General features: G+C 58.4%; 16 protein-coding genes. 8 read left to right on the plus strand and 8 right to left on the minus strand.

Annotation, left to right across the window (positions count from 1 at the left end):
• Positions 1–39: 39 nt before the first annotated feature.
• A complete protein-coding gene (locus CLV88_RS08170) occupies positions 40–1,230 on the minus strand; it encodes a pyridoxal phosphate-dependent aminotransferase (RefSeq protein ID WP_106607965.1) in 1,191 nt (396 codons plus the stop codon).
• Positions 1,231–1,574: 344 nt separating this feature from the next.
• Positions 1,575–2,051, minus strand: a complete 477-nt coding sequence (gene soxR, locus CLV88_RS08175; protein ID WP_106607966.1) for a redox-sensitive transcriptional activator SoxR — start codon at positions 2,049–2,051, stop codon at positions 1,575–1,577.
• A gap of 73 nt (positions 2,052–2,124) precedes the next feature.
• Here soxR and CLV88_RS08180 point away from each other — a divergent pair, with 73 nt between their 5' ends.
• Complete coding sequence (locus CLV88_RS08180) at positions 2,125–2,505, plus strand: VOC family protein (protein WP_106607876.1); 381 nt, start codon at positions 2,125–2,127, stop codon at positions 2,503–2,505.
• 96 nt (positions 2,506–2,601) lie between these two features.
• On the opposite strand, the gene CLV88_RS08185 is transcribed toward CLV88_RS08180, so the two are convergent.
• Complete coding sequence (locus CLV88_RS08185; protein WP_106607877.1) at positions 2,602–2,946, minus strand: MmcQ/YjbR family DNA-binding protein; 345 nt, start codon at positions 2,944–2,946, stop codon at positions 2,602–2,604.
• A gap of 223 nt (positions 2,947–3,169) precedes the next feature.
• Between CLV88_RS08185 and cysS the strand changes: the two genes are divergently transcribed.
• The 4 genes from cysS to CLV88_RS08205 are packed head-to-tail and all read left to right on the plus strand — an operon-like array spanning position 3,170 to position 7,690.
• A complete protein-coding gene (gene cysS / locus CLV88_RS08190) occupies positions 3,170–4,546 on the plus strand; it encodes a cysteine--tRNA ligase (protein ID WP_106607878.1) in 1,377 nt (458 codons plus the stop codon).
• Positions 4,546–6,177, plus strand: a complete 1,632-nt coding sequence (gene cimA, locus CLV88_RS08195; protein WP_106607879.1) for a citramalate synthase — start codon at positions 4,546–4,548, stop codon at positions 6,175–6,177. The genes cysS and cimA overlap by 1 nt, the downstream gene beginning before the upstream one ends.
• Positions 6,177–6,908 carry a class I SAM-dependent methyltransferase gene (locus tag CLV88_RS08200; protein WP_106607880.1) on the plus strand — a complete coding sequence of 244 codons (732 nt, stop codon included), beginning with the start codon at positions 6,177–6,179 and terminating at the stop codon, positions 6,906–6,908. Before cimA ends, CLV88_RS08200 begins: the two co-directional genes overlap by 1 nt.
• Positions 6,902–7,690: a squalene/phytoene synthase family protein gene (locus CLV88_RS08205; protein WP_106607881.1), complete on the plus strand. Its 789-nt coding sequence runs from the start codon at positions 6,902–6,904 to the stop codon at positions 7,688–7,690. The genes CLV88_RS08200 and CLV88_RS08205 overlap by 7 nt, the downstream gene beginning before the upstream one ends.
• Before the next feature lie 99 nt (positions 7,691–7,789).
• On the opposite strand, the gene CLV88_RS08210 is transcribed toward CLV88_RS08205, so the two are convergent.
• A complete protein-coding gene (locus CLV88_RS08210; protein WP_106607882.1) occupies positions 7,790–9,010 on the minus strand; it encodes an MFS transporter in 1,221 nt (406 codons plus the stop codon).
• A 95-nt stretch (positions 9,011–9,105) separates the two neighbouring features.
• On the opposite strand from CLV88_RS08210, the gene CLV88_RS08215 reads away from it, so the two are divergent.
• Both CLV88_RS08215 and CLV88_RS08220 read left to right on the plus strand, forming a co-directional pair.
• Positions 9,106–9,738 carry a DNA-3-methyladenine glycosylase family protein gene (locus CLV88_RS08215; protein WP_106607883.1) on the plus strand — a complete coding sequence of 211 codons (633 nt, stop codon included), beginning with the start codon at positions 9,106–9,108 and terminating at the stop codon, positions 9,736–9,738.
• A 66-nt stretch (positions 9,739–9,804) separates the two neighbouring features.
• Complete coding sequence (locus CLV88_RS08220; protein ID WP_106607967.1) at positions 9,805–10,473, plus strand: alpha/beta hydrolase; 669 nt, start codon at positions 9,805–9,807, stop codon at positions 10,471–10,473.
• Here CLV88_RS08220 and CLV88_RS08225 read toward each other — a convergent pair.
• On the minus strand, positions 10,470–11,309 hold the full coding sequence (locus tag CLV88_RS08225; protein ID WP_106607884.1) for a LysR family transcriptional regulator: 840 nt from the start codon (positions 11,307–11,309) through the stop codon (positions 10,470–10,472). The two genes, CLV88_RS08220 and CLV88_RS08225, sit on opposite strands and share 4 nt — an antisense overlap.
• Before the next feature lie 697 nt (positions 11,310–12,006).
• On the opposite strand from CLV88_RS08225, the gene CLV88_RS08230 reads away from it, so the two are divergent.
• Positions 12,007–12,591: an HNH endonuclease gene (locus tag CLV88_RS08230; RefSeq protein ID WP_106607885.1), complete on the plus strand. Its 585-nt coding sequence runs from the start codon at positions 12,007–12,009 to the stop codon at positions 12,589–12,591.
• Between the two features lie 146 nt (positions 12,592–12,737).
• On the opposite strand, the gene CLV88_RS08235 is transcribed toward CLV88_RS08230, so the two are convergent.
• The 3 genes from CLV88_RS08235 to rocF are packed head-to-tail and all read right to left on the minus strand — an operon-like array spanning position 12,738 to position 15,628.
• Positions 12,738–13,784 (minus strand): ornithine cyclodeaminase, encoded by a 1,047-nt coding sequence (locus CLV88_RS08235; RefSeq protein WP_106607886.1) that lies wholly within the window; start codon positions 13,782–13,784, stop codon positions 12,738–12,740.
• Positions 13,785–14,708 (minus strand): citrulline utilization hydrolase CtlX, encoded by a 924-nt coding sequence (gene ctlX, locus CLV88_RS08240; RefSeq protein ID WP_106607887.1) that lies wholly within the window; start codon positions 14,706–14,708, stop codon positions 13,785–13,787.
• On the minus strand, positions 14,705–15,628 hold the full coding sequence (gene rocF / locus CLV88_RS08245) for an arginase (protein WP_106607888.1): 924 nt from the start codon (positions 15,626–15,628) through the stop codon (positions 14,705–14,707). Before rocF ends, ctlX begins: the two co-directional genes overlap by 4 nt.
• Positions 15,629–15,659 lie beyond the last annotated feature (31 nt).

Raw genomic sequence — 15,659 nt, forward strand, 5'->3', positions numbered from 1 at the left:
AAAAGCGACATATGTCGCTTTTGGACCAGCTTACATAGGTTACGAGGCGTTTGCAGAGGGTACTGCAAGGGTTTGGGCAAACGTCACAAGGGTCTGCAAAGATTTGGTGAACTTGGAGTCTTCGACCGTCATGGCTACACGTATGTGGCCCGCCGCAGATTTGCCAAAGCTTTCGCCGGGCATAACGGCGATGTGGTGGGTATCCAGCAGGGCATTGGCGAAGTCTTCGCCGCTGAGACCGGTTGGGCGGATATCGAGCATGAGGTACATTGCGCCCTGCGCCGGGATCAGGCTAACCGTGTTTTGACCGGCAATAATGTCACGCGCCAAGGCGCGGCGGCGGCGGAAAGGTTCGGCTATTTTTGCTTCAAGGTCAGGGCCTTGGGTCAAGGCGTACTCGGCTGCATCCTGAATAAAGCCGGGCACGCCGTAGGTGGTGTGCGTGGCGAGGTTTGCCAGGTGGTCGATTACCTCATCCGGGGCACATATCCAGCCGATGCGGGAGCCGGTCATGGCGTGGGATTTGGACATGGAGCCCACCACGAGCGTGCGCTTGGCCATGTCGGGTAGCGCGCGGGGCGAGATGTGTTCACCTTGCCAGACCTGAGTGTCATAAACCTCATCCGAGATCAGCCATAGATCATGCTCGCGGCAAGTCTGGGCGATGCCTTCGAGGGTTTCACGGCTGTAGACCACGCCAGTTGGATTATTGGGGCTGTTGATCAAGAGAGAGCTGGCGCCTGCGGCCTCGGCGGCGATGTCTTCTGCGCGCGGTTGGAACGCTTCGTGCGCGCGGGTGGGGATGGCGACAGGGATGGCCCCTACGCCGCGGATCGTACCGGGGTAAGTGGCATAATAGGGGGCAATGTAGAGGGCGCGGCCGCCGGGTGAGCACGTTGCCATATGGGCTGCAAACAAGGCCGACTGACCGCCGGGTGTGATCAGAATATTTCGGCTAGTGGTTGGCACGCCGGTGCGGTCCTGAATGCGGGCGGCGACCGTGTCGCGCAAGGTTTGGATGCCGGGCACAATGGCGTAGCCGGTGTGCCCACCTGTCGCGGCACGATCCATCGCGGCAAGGATCGTGGGATCGGTGCGGATATCGTGTTCGCCAATGGTCAGTTCGGTGACGGGCACGCCGTCTGCGATCATGCGGCGGGCCTTGTAAAACACGTCCCAGCCGTCAGAGCCGCCGCCGGTTATATTGGAAATGCGTTGAGATATCTGCATGGTCGTCGTGCCTTGAGAAATGGTCGATTGACCGAGTGGGTCAGAGCGCGTGAGATTCGTCAAATGAGAAATTGAAGGCGCGGTGTTTTGGGGGCACTGCCCCCCATCGCCATGGCGATGTCCCCCGGGATATTTGGGCGAAAGGAAGGGCAGGGTTGCGTGTGCGTTTGAAGCTTTCGGAATTGGCGTGAATGGGCGGCGCAATGCGGATGTGGAGATAAAAGGCGATTTCTGCGCGGTTGGATTGGAAGATGTGCAAAGGGCAGATGACGGCGTGCAGTGGACTGAAGGCCGCAGTGCATTCAGACTGGCAAGCACGCCGACCTTGAGCAGGTCGTGCAAGATTATTTTCCCACGTCTGAGGGCGTGTCGCCCATGAGGTAGCGCGGGCCGGTGCCACGGGAATGTGCGCGGTCGTCTGGGTTGTAGAGCTTGCATTTTTGTAGCGAAAGACAGCCGCAGCCGATGCAACCATCCAGTGTGTCGCGCAGTTTTTGCATTTGCGCGATGCGTTGATCGAGGTGGCGGCGAAAGCGGGCAGAAATGCGTTCCCAGTCGCGTTTGGTGGGTGTGCGGTTTTGCGGCAAAGTGGAGAGCGCGCTGCGGATTTCGGAGATTGTGAAGCCAAGATTCTGTGAAATTCGCACAAAGGAAAGGCGGCGGATATCGGCGCGTTCGAACCGGCGCTGTCCGGAGGCGGTGCGTGTGGGGTGCACGAGGCCTTCGTCTTCGTAGAATCGGATAGCGGATTGGGCGAGGCCCGTGCGGGCCGAAATATCGCCAATTGTCAGGCCGCGTGTGGCAAGTGGTTTGATTTGCATGATTAAAATCATTTGACCTCAAGTTAACTTGAGGAATTAGGATAGTGTCATATCAAGTTCAGGAAAAGGAAAAATTGAAATGAGACTGGAACATGTGAACGTGACCGTGCCCGACCCCAAAACCTGTGCAGCAGTTTTGTGTGAGGTATTTGGGTGGCACGTACGCTGGGAAGGGGAAGCCAAGGATCAGGGCTTTACGGTGCATGTGGGGGATGCGGACAGTTATCTCGCGCTATATGCGCCAAATGCGGAGTTGCAACCGATGGGTAACACCTATGTCCGCGTTGGCGGGTTTAATCACGTGGGCGTGGTGGTGGATGATCTGGCGGCGACCGAAGCACGGGTGAAGGCGGCGGGGTTTGAGCCGCATAGCCATGGAGATTATGAGCCGGGGACGCGGTTTTACTTCGATGGCCCGCATGGGATCGAGTTTGAGGTGGTGCATTATGATTAGTGTATTCAGGCGCTTTCAACGCTGGATGGGTGCACCGTTTTTGAACCCGATCGGGCGGCGAACGCGCGGGCGGCTTTATGCAAGGTGCTCTGGCTGTTAGGTGCGTGGCGCGAGCGTGGCTTGAAGCTTTTTGGTCAGGCTTGAACGGATGATGTCGTAAGATATGGCGATCCGGTGGGTGAGTTCCGCCGGGTCGCTGTCGAGTGGAAGATGGATCCAGCTGCGATGAAAATAGGGGGCCTTGATGCCGATACCCGCGTCGATCAGCATTTGGGCAGTGTCGGTATCTGGGGTTTTGACAGAAACGCCAGTGCCCGCGCTGCCGATGCATGCAAACATCTTGCCGCCCACTTTCCATGCGTCGTGACCACCACCGAAAGGATCGGAACATTCGGTGCCGGGTAGGGATGCACAGATCTGGTTAACGGTTTCGCGGCTCATGCGGGCAGAGTGCCGCGACAAGGTGGGAGACGTCAACAGGGTTGACCCTCTGAAGTCGCCTGCCTATGGTCGCCGTCATGAACACGCTGTGCACCATCATTATTTGCTGCATTCCCTGCTGAGACAACTCGGCGGGCCGTTCTTCTGTTTCCAACATGATCTGAAGTTGTTAAGCCCGCCGCGAGGTTAACTGTGCCTTTTATCCGGCGCGTGAGGACGAGATATGACGACGATCAGACTGCATAACACCAAGACCCGCAAGAAAGAGGTTTTTGAGCCGATTGAGCCGGAAAATGTGCGGATGTATGTCTGTGGGCCGACGGTGTATGACCGCGCCCATATCGGCAATGCGCGCCCGGTGGTGGTGTTTGATGTGCTCTATCGTTTGTTGCGCCATGTTTACGGTGCCCAGCATGTGACTTATGTGCGCAATTTCACGGATGTGGATGACAAGATCAACGCGCGCGCAGCCGAGAGCGGGCGCTCGATCGGGGAGATCACGGCTGAGACAAGTCAGTGGTATCTGGACGATATGGGTGCGTTGGGTGCGTTAGAGCCGGATCATATGCCGCGTGCGACCGCGTATATCGCGCCCATGGTGGCCATGATCGAAAAGCTGATCCAAGATGGGTTTGCCTATGCGCGTGATGGGCATGTTTTGTTCCGGGTGCGGGCATATAAGCATTACGGCGCGCTATCGGGGCGCTCGGTTGATGACATGATCGCCGGGGCGCGGGTTGAGGTGGCGCCCTATAAGGAAGATCCGATGGATTTTGTGCTGTGGAAGCCGTCGAGCGACGATTTGCCGGGATGGGGCAGTCCCTGGGGGCGTGGGCGTCCCGGTTGGCATATCGAGTGTTCGGCCATGGCAAAGGATCTGCTGGGCGAGACTTTCGACATTCACGGCGGCGGCAACGATCTGCAATTCCCGCACCATGAAAACGAAATTGCGCAGAGCTGCTGTGCCTCGGGTCATGCCGAGGATGGTGAGGGCTTTGCCAATTACTGGCTGCATAATGAGATGTTGCAGGTCGAGGGTAAGAAAATGTCCAAGTCTTTGGGCAATTTCTTTACCGTGCGCGATTTGCTGGATCAGGGTTTTGCTGGGGAAGTGGTGCGGTTTGTGTTTTTGAGCACGCATTATGGCAAGCCGATGGATTGGACGGCCAAGAAGGCGGGCGAGGCAGAGGCGACGTTGCGCAAGTGGCGGACGCTGACCGAGGGCGTCGAGCCCTCGGACAACGTGCCCGCGCAGATTGTGGCGGCTTTGGCGTATGATCTGAACACGGCAGGGGCCATTGTTGAATTGCATAAACTGGCGAACGCGGGCGATGGTGCGACGTTATTGGCGGGTGCCGGGCTGCTTGGGCTGTTGGGCGAGGAGATGGGCGACTGGGCGCGGGGTGTTGATCTGAGCGCGTATGCCGATGCTTTGGCCGTTGCGCGGGAGGCAGCGATGGCGAGCAAGGATTTTGGGGAAGTGGATCGGCTTAAGGCGGCGTTTGTGGCCGCTGGGGTTGAAGTGCGTATGAGCAAGGCTGGTGTGGAGCTGTTGCCGGCCGCTGGGTTTGATGCGGGCAAGCTGGAAGGGGTGCTGTGATGAGCAAAGAGCGCCTTTATCTTTATGACACCACGCTGCGAGATGGGCAGCAGACACAGGGGGTACAGTTTTCCACCGGGGAAAAGGCGCAGATCGCCGATGTGCTGGACGCCTTGGGGGTGGATTATGTCGAGGGCGGCTGGCCCGGTGCCAATCCGACCGATAGCGAATTTTTCGAGAGCAAGCCAAAGCTGAAAGCGACATTTGCGGCCTTTGGCATGACCAAGCGGGCGGGCATGTCGGCGGAGAATGACGATGTGCTGGCGGCTGTAATGAACGCCGGAACGCAAGCGGTGTGTCTGGTGGGCAAGACCCATGATTTCCATGTAGAAACCGCGCTGGGGATCACGTTGGCCGAAAATGCCGAGAATATCGCCAAATCGGTAGCGTATCTGGTGGCGCAGGGGCGAGAGGCCCTCTTTGATGCCGAGCATTTTTTTGACGGGTACAAGGCCAATCCCACCTATGCGCTGGAGGCGGCAAAGGCAGCTTATGACACGGGCGCGCGCTGGGTTGTGTTATGCGACACCAATGGTGGCACGCTGCCCAGTGAGATTGGCGAGATCACGGCGGCGGTGATTGCGGCGGGGATACCGGGGGATCACCTGGGCATTCACACCCATAATGATACAGAAAACGCGGTGGCCGGGTCACTCGCAGCGATTGACGCGGGCGCGCGGCAGGTGCAGGGCACGTTGAACGGGCTGGGCGAGCGGTGCGGCAACGCCAATCTGACCACGTTGATCCCGACTTTGCTGCTGAAAGAACCCTATCGCAGTCGGTTTGAAACTGGTGTGAAGGTTGAAGCGTTGGCGGGGCTGACACAGGCGAGCCGGTTGCTGGATGATATCCTGAATCGGGTGCCGATGCGGCAAGCGCCTTATGTGGGGGCGAGTGCCTTTGCCCATAAGGCGGGGCTGCATGCCAGTGCGATCCTGAAAGACCCGACAACTTATGAACATATTGCGCCGGATGTGGTGGGCAATGCGCGCATCATTCCGATGTCGAACCAGGCCGGGCAATCAAACCTGCGCCGTCGTCTGAGCGAGGCGGGGTTGGTTGTAGAAAAGGGTGATCCTGCCCTGGGGCGAATTCTGGATGTGATCAAAGCGCGCGAGGCCGAAGGGTATAGTTATGACACTGCGCAGGCGAGTTTCGAGCTGTTGGCGCGTGATGAGCTGGGCCTGAGCGAGCGGTTTTTTGATGTGGAACGCTATCGGGTGATTTCAGAGCGGCGGCGAAATGCACGCGGCAATCTGGTAGTGGAGTCCGAGGCGGTGGTGACGGTGCAATTGCCAAGCGGGTCCAAGCGCAGTTCGTTCTATAAGAATGAACATGCCGACGAGATGAGTGATGATGGTCCGGTGAACGCGCTTTGGCAGGCCTTGAAACAGGATCTGGGGCCGTATCAGGAAAAGATTGCCGATGTGCGGCTGGTCGATTTCAAGGTGCGCATCACCAATGGCGGCACGGAGGCGGTCACGCGTGTGATCATAGATTTCGAGGATGACACAGGGCGGCGATGGGCCACGGTGGGCGTATCGGCCAATATTGTGGATGCCTCGTTTGAGGCCTTGCTGGCGGCGCTGAACTGGAAATTGACCAAAGACGGAGCCGTGCGGGCAGGGTGATGGATTGGGACGCTTTCTTTGCGGTGCACAAGGACCTGCCACGCGAGGGGCCGGGATCGGATAGGGATGTAGCCTGGGCGCTGGCTTTGGCAGAGTTGCCAGAGGGTGCGTCTATTTGCGATGCCGGTTCAGGGCCGGGGGGCGATGTGGCTGCATTGTTGCGGGCACCGGACGCGCGGGTTCTTGCGGTCGATAAATTTGAGAGTTTTGTAGCGCAGGCGGCAGCGCGGTACCGGGATACGCCGCGTGTACAGGCCGTGGTTGGCGATATGGGCGCGTTGGAGCAGTTGAACAGCGCGCCGTTTGATCTGATCTGGTGCGCCGGGGCCCTTTATTTCTATGGTATCGAAGAAGGTTTGCAGCGGTTTTCCAAGGCGTTGAAACCGAAGGGCGTGGTTGCCTTTTCCGAGCCGTGTTTCTTTGTTGATGCACCGTCGGAGCGGGCGGTTGCGTTCTGGGATGGATACGAAGCCGGTTCGGTGGATGCGGTGCTGTCGCGGGTGGCGGCGCAAGGGTTTGAAGTTTTGGGACACCGCGCAGTGTCTGATGCGGGATGGGAGGCGTATTTTCAGCCGATGGAGGCCCGGATTGCCGGTTTGCGGGATGTCGCGGATGCCCGTTTGAGAGAGATGCTGGATATCTGCGCTGAGGAAGCGATGCATTGGCGAGAGGTGCGCAAGGAAACCGGTTATGTGTTGGTGGTAGCGCGTAAATGTGAGGCGACATCGTGAGCGACGTTGATATGGCGTCCTGTGCTGGGATTGTTGAGCGTGGCGATCCGGACCGGTTCATAGCAGTGATGGCGGCAGCGCCCGCAGCGCGAGAGACGCTATTTCCGATTTATGCCTTTAATGTCGAAGTGGCGCGCGCGCCTTGGGTGACGCAGGAAACCATGATTGCTGAGATGCGGTTGCAATGGTGGGCGGATGCCCTGGGCGAGATCGCAGAAGGACCTACAGAAGAGCGTTTAGTGCGCCGCCATGAGGTGATAACACCCATGGCGGCGGTTGTGGATGCGACCGGAGCAAAAGTGCTGCAGTCGCTGGTCGAGGCGCGGCGCTGGGATATCTATAAGGATCCGTTTGAGGATGAGGCGCATTTTGAGCGGTATCTTCAGGCCACGGCAGGTGGTTTGATGTTTGTCGCAGCGCGCGCCTTGGGGGACGTGCCTGAAGAGGTTGCGCGCGATGTGGGCTATGCGCAAGGGCTGGCCAATTGGTTGCGTGCCATTCCGGCGCTGGAGGCGGAGAAGCGGATACCGTTGGTTGATGGGCGCGAGGAGCCTGTGGCGCGTTTGGCCGCAAGTGGTTTGGAACGTCTGAAACGCGCGCGGTCGCGTCGGTCGGCTGTGAGCAGAGCGGCGCGAACTGCGTTTTTGGCGGCATGGCAAGCGGGCGCGATATTGCAGCAAGCAGCAAACGAGCCGCAGCGCGTGGGTGCCGGGGCGCTTGGGCAGAGCGAGTTCGCCCGTAAGGGTGGCTTGATGCTGAAGGCGATGACAGGACGCTGGTAAAAGAGCCGGGTGTGGGGGCGCTGCCCCCTCTTGGCACCAGGGCCAATTCACCCCCGGGATATTTTGGGCGAAAGGAAGATATGGGCGCTTGAGGAGGGGTTATGCCTCTTTCGGGCGCAGCATCAGCCAAAGCAGGGAGCCGCCGGCGAGCATCAACAGGGGAGCCATGGCGAGGTTGACAGATGTCCAGCCAGCCACCGCGCTTCCGCCTGAACAATTCATCAGGCCGCCTGAGGCCAGCGACGCGACGGTGACCCCGCCAAAGACGATGACGTCGTTGAGGCCTTGAATGCGCCCCTGTTCTTCGGGTTTGTGTGCGGCTGCGAGCATGGCGGTGGCGCCGATGAAGCCGAAATTCCAGCCAATGCCCAGCAGAATCAGGGCGAGGAAGAAATTTTCCAGTTCGACTCCTTGAAGGGCGACGGCCCCGGCTGCGGCGAGAATGATCAGGCCGGTGCCGACGATTTTTTCAACGCCAAAGCGGGCAATCAGGTGACCGGTGAAGAAAGACGGCGCGAACATTGCAAGTACGTGACCGGTGACAATATCGGCGGCGTTGTTCTGGTCAAATCCACAGCCCACCACAGCCAGCGGTGTGGATGTCATAACAAGGTTCATGAGCGCGTATGTCACCATGGCACAAATGACGGCCACCGCGATACGGGGTGTGGTGATCAGCTGCCAACGGGTACGGCCCTTGGGGCTGTCGGCGCTTGCTGGGGTGGGAGGCGGAATGTTGATGAACAGGAATAGCGCCGAGCCGACCACATTGATCACGATCACGGCAAGGTAGGCGCCGAGAAAGGGTATGATCATGGCGTCAGCCGTGACCTTGACCAGCTGCGGCCCGATGATAGCGGCGGCCAAACCGCCGGCCATGACATAAGAAATCGCCTTAGGGCGGAATTCTGGTGTGGCGGTATCGGCGGCGGCAAAGCGGTAAAAACCTTGCGCGCTCATGTAGATACCGGTCAGGAACGAGCCCGCGAGGAAGACAGGAAACGAGCTTAGGTAAAGGCCATAAGCCCCGACGGCACCGCCAAGCGCGCCGCCCAAAGTGCCGACCATAAAGCCGACGCGGCGGCCATAACGCTGCATGATGGCCGAGATGGGGGTGGCCGAAACCATTGAGCCAAGAACAATCAGCGAGATCGGCAAGGTGGCGAAGCACACATTGGACGCCAGCGACTGGCCGGCAAGGCCGCCAATGGTAAAAATCATCGGCATCTGCGCGCCCAAAAGCGCTTGGGCCAGCACGAGAATGATCACGGTGCGGCGGGCGGTTGTGTCGTTTGAGCGGGCGTCAGGAATTGCTGTCATGGGCAAAGCGTTAACTTGTTCACAGAGCAAGGTCCAGTGCTTGCGATCAGGCACGGTACCAACGTAGTGTGGCGCGTATAAAAGTGGGGCGCGCCATGTCGGTTGGACGGATTATTAAGAGCGATGCCTGTGTGGCGGAAGGTGCGGCATGGCTGGCCGATCGAGACGTGCGATTTGCCCGCGCGTTGGAGGAAACCGGGCCGTTGCCGTTGCGATTGCGCGCGGATGGGTTCGCGCAATTGCTGAGCGCGATTGTCAGCCAGCAGATCAGTGTTGCGTCGGCCAATGCGGTGTGGGGACGCCTTAAGGAGGCCAAACTGACCGGGCCCCGCAAAATCATGTGGGCCAGTGATGAGGATTTGCAGGCCTGTGGCCTTAGTCGTCAGAAAATCCGCTATGCGCGGGCCTTGGCCGAGGCGCGGATCAACTATCGCGCATTGCGCTCAGCGCCCAGTGATCAGGTGATTGCAACCCTGACCGAGGTCAGCGGGATTGGGGCATGGACCGCCGAAGTGTACGCGATGTTTTCGTTGGGGCGGGCGGATGTGTTTGCGCCGGGGGATCTGGCGCTTCAGGAATCGGCGCGGATTTTGTTTGAGTTGGACGCGCGCCCCAAGGAGCGGGCGTTTCGTGACATGGCCGAAGATTGGGCGCCGTGGCGATCGGTGGCGGCGCGGCTCTTGTGGTCATACTACCGTGTGGCCAAGGCGCGTGACGGGATCAGGTAAGCCCTTGCAACCCGGGATCAGAGCGGGCAGGACGGTGCGCAAGTCTGAGACAAGAAAGGGATGGCCATGACACGGGTTTTGAATACGCAGCGCCGCGAGCCGGTTTCCGGTGATACACGCTCGGCAGTGATCTTTCTGCACGGCTATGGCGCGAATGGCGCGGACCTGATGGGGCTGGCGGATCCGTTGGCGGAGCATCTGCCCGATACGTTGTTTCTGTCGCCGGATGCACCTGAAGAAATACCGGGCATGCCTATGGGGCGGCAATGGTTCCCGATCCCGTGGATCGACAATTCGTCGGAAGAAGAAAGCGAGCGCGGGATGCGCGCTGCGGTGGATGATCTGAATGCGTTTCTGGATGCGGTGATGGTTGACGAAGACCTGTTGCCGGAACAGGTTGTGCTGTTCGGGTTCAGTCAGGGCAGCATGATGAGCCTGCATGTGGGACCACGGCGCGAAGATGAGCTGGCCGGGATCGTGGCGTTCTCGGGGCGGTTGTTGTCGCCGGACCTGCTGGAGGATGAGGTGGTCAGTATGCCGCCGATCCTTTTGGTACATGGGGACCAGGACGACGTGGTGCCAGTGCAATCCTTGCCTGAGGCGGCAGAGGCCCTGCAAAAGGCCGGGTTTAAGGACGTTTACGCCCATATCATGAAGGGCACCGCACATGGGATCGCACCGGATGGCCTGAGCGTGGCGCTCGCGTTCATGCGTGACAAGTTGCATTTGGGTTAATCCATGCGCGACGTTTTCAACGCCTGACACATGCGTTCGATTGCCGCGCGAACACCGGGCAAGTGGCGGTCATCATTGTGAGTGACAAGCCATTGATCATGGCTTAGTTCTTCGATGATGTTGTCTTTGCGTTCAAGTACCGGAAAGGCGTCACCAATGAAGGTGGGTAAAAGCGCGATGCCATGGCCTTGTATTGCGAGGTCGAGGCTATTGCGTGGTGTGTTGACTTCGCATCCAAACCGGTCGGCGCCGTGCCGTGCCAGCCATCGCGCCGATGGAGTTTCTGCCAGCACATTGATCCATAAAGGTGAAGCATTTTCAGTGCCGTATGGCGCAAAGCTAATCTTTGATAAGCGGCGGCTGGCGAGGTTGCCACCAGTTGGGCGCTCGTTTCGAAACCCGATTACGATCTCGCGTCGCGTGAGGCTGAGTTTTTCTTCAGACGCAAAGAAGCGCAGGCGGATATCTGGGGGTGAGCCGAGAATGTTGTTAATGTTGTTGAGCAATGCGAGCGATGTCCATGAGCCGGCAGACACCTTGACCAGTGGGAGTGCGTCCTGTTTTGCGGGTGCGAGAATGCGGGCAAGACGCGGTTCCAGATCTGTCAGATCGCTCAACAGCGTTTGGCCCTGGGCTGTTAAAGTATATCCTCGGTCGTGGCGGTGAAACAGGTCGCGCGCCAGTCGTTGTTCTAGTGCCATCATGCGTCGCCCCAGTGTGGCGGGGCTGTTGCCGGTTTCACGGGCGGCGGGAGAGAGCCCGCGATGGCGGGCCACCGCGAGAAATAAGCGCAAATCATCCCAGTTTTCTGAATTCATCATGTTCTTTTCATCCATGAAACGATCTTTGCATTTTGTTTCGTTTCGTTGTGGCACGATGCTCGCTAGATCTAGGGGCGGTCAAGGGTTTATTAGAGCCGGGACGTTAAGAGGTGTTTAGAGATTGTTTCCGCAATCAGTGTCCATTCCCTGAGGCGCGGCCAGCTGTCGAGCTGTTGCGCGAAGATGCGTTTATGGAATGCCACGGGAGTGCGGGGAGTGTGATGGTTTGGCGAATTGTTCAAGTTCCCGAAAATCTGATTGGGCTAATCCGTATTGTGGGGCGTAGGTGTGTGAAACGGTGCAAGGCACGGTTCGTCTGATAGGCGTTTTGGGGATCTTCACTCAGAAAAGCTGAACTGAAAGCAGCGCGTTTAGAATGGCTGTCGGAGAATCCTACGGTTGATCCGACCTTGGTGGCGATACAGTTCAATCAATATCTGATCGGCACTAACGTGCGGCTATTGGATCAGGGTAGCATCAACCTGTTCACGATGTTGGCGTGCATTTTTTGAGCAGATCGGCTTGTGGATAAGTGTCATGGGAGCGTTACGTAACCGGGATAGGCATTTTGCTGTGCCTACATTATCGTGAGACTTGCCAGAGGCTTGCCACGAGATATAGTGGACGAAACTGCAAGGGCGAGTGCTCTCGCCCTCGAATGGGATACCGGCAATTGGCGGCCGGAGTTCGAAGGGGCAAAAGGCTACGCGATATGGACGGCGATTTCAGGACAGAATTTACCAGACAACCCGCCGGTGCGCGGCAACATCCGGCATTGGTGTTAAACGCGGATTATCGCCCATTATCCTATTATCCATTGTCGCTGTGGCCGTGGCAGGATGCGGTCAAGGCAGCCTATATGGACCGGGTCGATATTGTGGCTGAGTATGACGAGGTGGTGCGTAGCCCGTCGACGGTGATACGCATACCCAGTGTGGTGGTTCTGAAAGACTATGTGAAACCTCAAAAGCGCGTGGCCTTCACGCGCTTTAATTTATTTCTGAGGGACGAATTTTGCTGTCAGTATTGTGGGAGCAAGGGGGATCTGACGTTTGATCATGTGGTGCCGCGCGCGGCGGGCGGTGTGACCAGTTGGCAGAATGTGGTGGCTGCGTGCAGCCCGTGTAACCTCAGGAAAGGGTCCAAAAGCCTGCGACGCGCGGGTATGAGCCTGCGCAAGCCGCCACGTCAGCCGGGCGCAGAGGAGCTACGCAATATGGGGCGCAAGTTCCCGCCGAATTTCCTGCATGAGAGCTGGATGGATTTTCTCTATTGGGACGCCGAGCTGGACGCGTGAATTGGGAACCTGACCCCAAATGAGCGCCCGGGTGCCCGGGCGCGCAGGATGTGGCGCTGGCGCGCCGGAATGGGGGCGCTGCCCCCGTTACAGCAAAGCTCTGACGCCCCCGGGATATTTTGGGCGAAAGGAAGCGATGGTGTTCGTTAGGCCTTGGCCCGCGTGAGCATGCCATAGAGATCGCGGGGATCGTCCGGGTCGGCGAGCATGTCGAGATCGATGTGGAACGGGGTATCTGCCACCTTGTCGCGGATGTATCGCAGGGCGGAGAAATCCTCTATGGCGAAGCCAACGCTATCAAACAGAGTGATTTGGCGCTGATCGGTGCGCCCTTGTGTGGCGCCGGTGATCACTTGCCAGAGTTCGGTGACAGGGTGATCTGGGGCAAGTTGTTGAATTTCGCCTTCGATCCGGGTTTGAGGGGGGTATTCCACAAAGATGTCGGAGCGGGTGAGAATGCCGGAGGCCAGTTCAGTTTTGCCAGGGCAGTCGCCACCTATCGCGTTAATGTGCACGCCTGATCCAACCATATTGTCGCTGAGTATGGTGGCGTTTTGTTTGTCGGCTGTGCAGGTTGTGAGTATCTGCGCGCCTTCAATTGCCTGTTCCGGCGAAGTGCAGGGGATGACTGTAAGGCCGGTGTGCGCGAGGTTGGCGGCGCATTTGCGGGTTGCGGCCGGGTCTTTGTCATAAAGGCGCACGGTATTGAGGCCAATGATGGCTTTCATCGCCAGGGTCTGGAACTCGGATTGAGCGCCATTGCCGATCATCGCCATGGTGTGGCTGCCCTTGGGGGCAAGGTGTTTGGCGGCGACGGCGGACATCGCAGCTGTACGCAGGGCGGTGAGGATTGTCATTTCCGTGAGCAGCACCGGGTAGCCGGTGTAAACATTGGCCAGAAGGCCAAAGGCGGTCACGGTTTGCAGGCCTTCGGATGTGTTCTTGGGGTGGCCGTTGACATATTTGAAGCCATAGGATTCGCCATCGGAGGTTGGCATAAGCTCGATCACACCGACGTCGGAATGGCTGGCGACCCGTGGGGTTTTGTCGAAAAGTTCCCAGCGGCGGAAATCTTCTTCGATGTAATCCGCCAGATCACGCAGCACGGTTTCGATGCCAATGTGATGCACAAGGCGCATCATGTTGTCGACGGATACGAAGGGAACGAGGGCTTTTTCAGAGGGGGGGAGCATTCAGGATATCCTCGGGTTGCGATGGGTCAGGTGGATGCCAGCCAGCATACAGCGTACGGATCCACCTGCGGTTTCGATTGTAGGAATGGAAAGGGGAATTGGTTGGGCCGATGTCTCGATTGTGGTGATTTGATCGGGGCGCAGCGCATCAAGCGCGCGCGAGGAGAGAGCAAGGATGCGATGGGTGCCGGAGAGCTCTAGCGCATTGCCTGCAAAATGCGCGATCTGGTCACGGGAAAGATCAATAACCTGGCGGCCGGATTGTTCCAGACGTTCGGTGATAACGGTGCGGCGGCACGGGTCGACGATCATGTCGAGGCAGATCAGCGCGTAGTTGGTGCCAATGCCCATCATCACATTGGTGTGGTAGACCGCATGACCATTGGCGTCGCGGGCCTCAAATGCGATGGGTTCATAGTTGAAGTGCGTGCAAAATCGTTCGAGCAGTACCGGATCTGCGCGGTTGGATTGTACGGTATAAGCGACGCGCTCGATGTGATCGAGTACCATGGCTCCGGTACCTTCCAGCGCGAGGTCGTCGGCCTCGAGCCCGGAAAAGTCAATCACGTCTTGTACGCGATAGTCGCGTTTGAGCATCTCGATAATGTCATAGCGCCTCTCAAGGCGGCGGTTTTGAGCAAACATCGGGTAAATGGCGACATGGCCCCCGGCGTGGGTCGAAAACCAGTTGTTGGGAAAAACGCTGTCTGGTGTGTCGGTGGAGGTGTCGTCAAAGACATGTACAATGACACCGGCACGGCGCAGGGTTGCGACAGCGTGGTCAAATTCACGGAGCGCGGTCTTGGCAATGTCAGGCGATGCATCAGTAGTTTGAAACGCATTATCGCCCGAAGTTTCGGGGTTGGAACAAAAATTGTGTGGGCGCACCATCACAACTGCATTTGGGGCTTGCATCGTCGTCATGAGAAGCTCCGGGTAGGGCGGTCAAAGACGCGGCGACCAAGAGCAGAGGCGGCGAGATCGACCATGAGTTTGGCGGTTCGGCCACGCTCATCAAGGAAGGGGTTCAATTCAACAAGATCCATCGAGGTGACGAGGCCGCTGTCATGAAGCAGTTCCATGACGAGATGTGCCTCCCGCACGGTGGCCCCACCCGGGACGGTGGTGCCGACGGCGGGGGCGACGGATGGATCAAGGAAGTCCACATCGAGCGAGACATGCAGCATGCCGTTTTGGGCGGCGACATCGGACAAAAAGGCAGTGAGAGGTTTGCTAATACCGAATTCGTCAATCTCGCGCATGTCATGGGTGCGGATGCGGGTTTGCTGGATGGCGTGGCGTTCGGCTGTATCGACCGAGCGCAGGCCTAGCAGACAGATATTTTCTTGTGGCACCGGATCAGCGACCGGTGGGAACTCATCAAAACCAGCACAGCCCGAAAAATACGCCACTGGTGTGCCATGCAGATTGCCCGAGGAGGTTGAATGCGGTGTGTGAAAGTCGGTATGGGCGTCAAGCCAGAGCACAAATTGCGGGCGGTTCTGGCTGGCTGCAAAATTTGCCACACCGGTGACTGTGCCTGCAGAGAGGCTGTGATCGCCGCCCAGAAATACCGGCGTGCCGCGCTCCATTGCCGATCGGGCAGCTTTGGTCAGGGCCTTGGTCCATGCAACGGTTTCGTTTAGGGCGAATGTTTGCACATCATTCGTATCGGGTTCAAATGGGGCCGGGGTCACATTGCCGAGGTCCTGTACGGTGTGTCCCAAGTCGGTAAGGCTCTGTTCAAGGCCGGCGGTGCGATAGGCATCTGGGCCCATGAGGCAGCCGCGTCTGCGTTTTCCCGAGTCAACGGGGGCTCCGATCAAAAGGCAAGTAGTGGTCATTTTTGTATCCGGTTCGCAATGGGTTATCCAT

It is taken from the genome of Shimia abyssi (assembly GCF_003014475.1).
Lineage (GTDB): Bacteria > Pseudomonadota > Alphaproteobacteria > Rhodobacterales > Rhodobacteraceae > Shimia > Shimia abyssi.

Excerpts from the sequence above, each read along its gene's own strand:
- CLV88_RS08170 (WP_106607965.1), bottom strand. The coding sequence starts at position 1,230 with ATGCAGATATCTCAACGCATTTCCAATATAACCGGCGGCGGCTCTGAC.
- soxR (WP_106607966.1), bottom strand. The coding sequence starts at position 2,051 with ATGCAAATCAAACCACTTGCCACACGCGGCCTGACAATTGGCGATATT.
- CLV88_RS08185 (WP_106607877.1), bottom strand. The coding sequence starts at position 2,946 with ATGAGCCGCGAAACCGTTAACCAGATCTGTGCATCCCTACCCGGCACC.
- cysS (WP_106607878.1), top strand. The coding sequence starts at position 3,170 with ATGACGACGATCAGACTGCATAACACCAAGACCCGCAAGAAAGAGGTT.
- cimA (WP_106607879.1), top strand. The coding sequence starts at position 4,546 with ATGAGCAAAGAGCGCCTTTATCTTTATGACACCACGCTGCGAGATGGG.
- CLV88_RS08200 (WP_106607880.1), top strand. The coding sequence starts at position 6,177 with ATGGATTGGGACGCTTTCTTTGCGGTGCACAAGGACCTGCCACGCGAG.
- CLV88_RS08210 (WP_106607882.1), bottom strand. The coding sequence starts at position 9,010 with ATGACAGCAATTCCTGACGCCCGCTCAAACGACACAACCGCCCGCCGC.
- CLV88_RS08215 (WP_106607883.1), top strand. The coding sequence starts at position 9,106 with ATGTCGGTTGGACGGATTATTAAGAGCGATGCCTGTGTGGCGGAAGGT.
- CLV88_RS08220 (WP_106607967.1), top strand. The coding sequence starts at position 9,805 with ATGACACGGGTTTTGAATACGCAGCGCCGCGAGCCGGTTTCCGGTGAT.
- CLV88_RS08225 (WP_106607884.1), bottom strand. The coding sequence starts at position 11,309 with ATGGATGAAAAGAACATGATGAATTCAGAAAACTGGGATGATTTGCGC.
- CLV88_RS08230 (WP_106607885.1), top strand. The coding sequence starts at position 12,007 with ATGGACGGCGATTTCAGGACAGAATTTACCAGACAACCCGCCGGTGCG.
- CLV88_RS08235 (WP_106607886.1), bottom strand. The coding sequence starts at position 13,784 with ATGCTCCCCCCCTCTGAAAAAGCCCTCGTTCCCTTCGTATCCGTCGAC.
- ctlX (WP_106607887.1), bottom strand. The coding sequence starts at position 14,708 with ATGACGACGATGCAAGCCCCAAATGCAGTTGTGATGGTGCGCCCACAC.
- rocF (WP_106607888.1), bottom strand. The coding sequence starts at position 15,628 with ATGACCACTACTTGCCTTTTGATCGGAGCCCCCGTTGACTCGGGAAAA.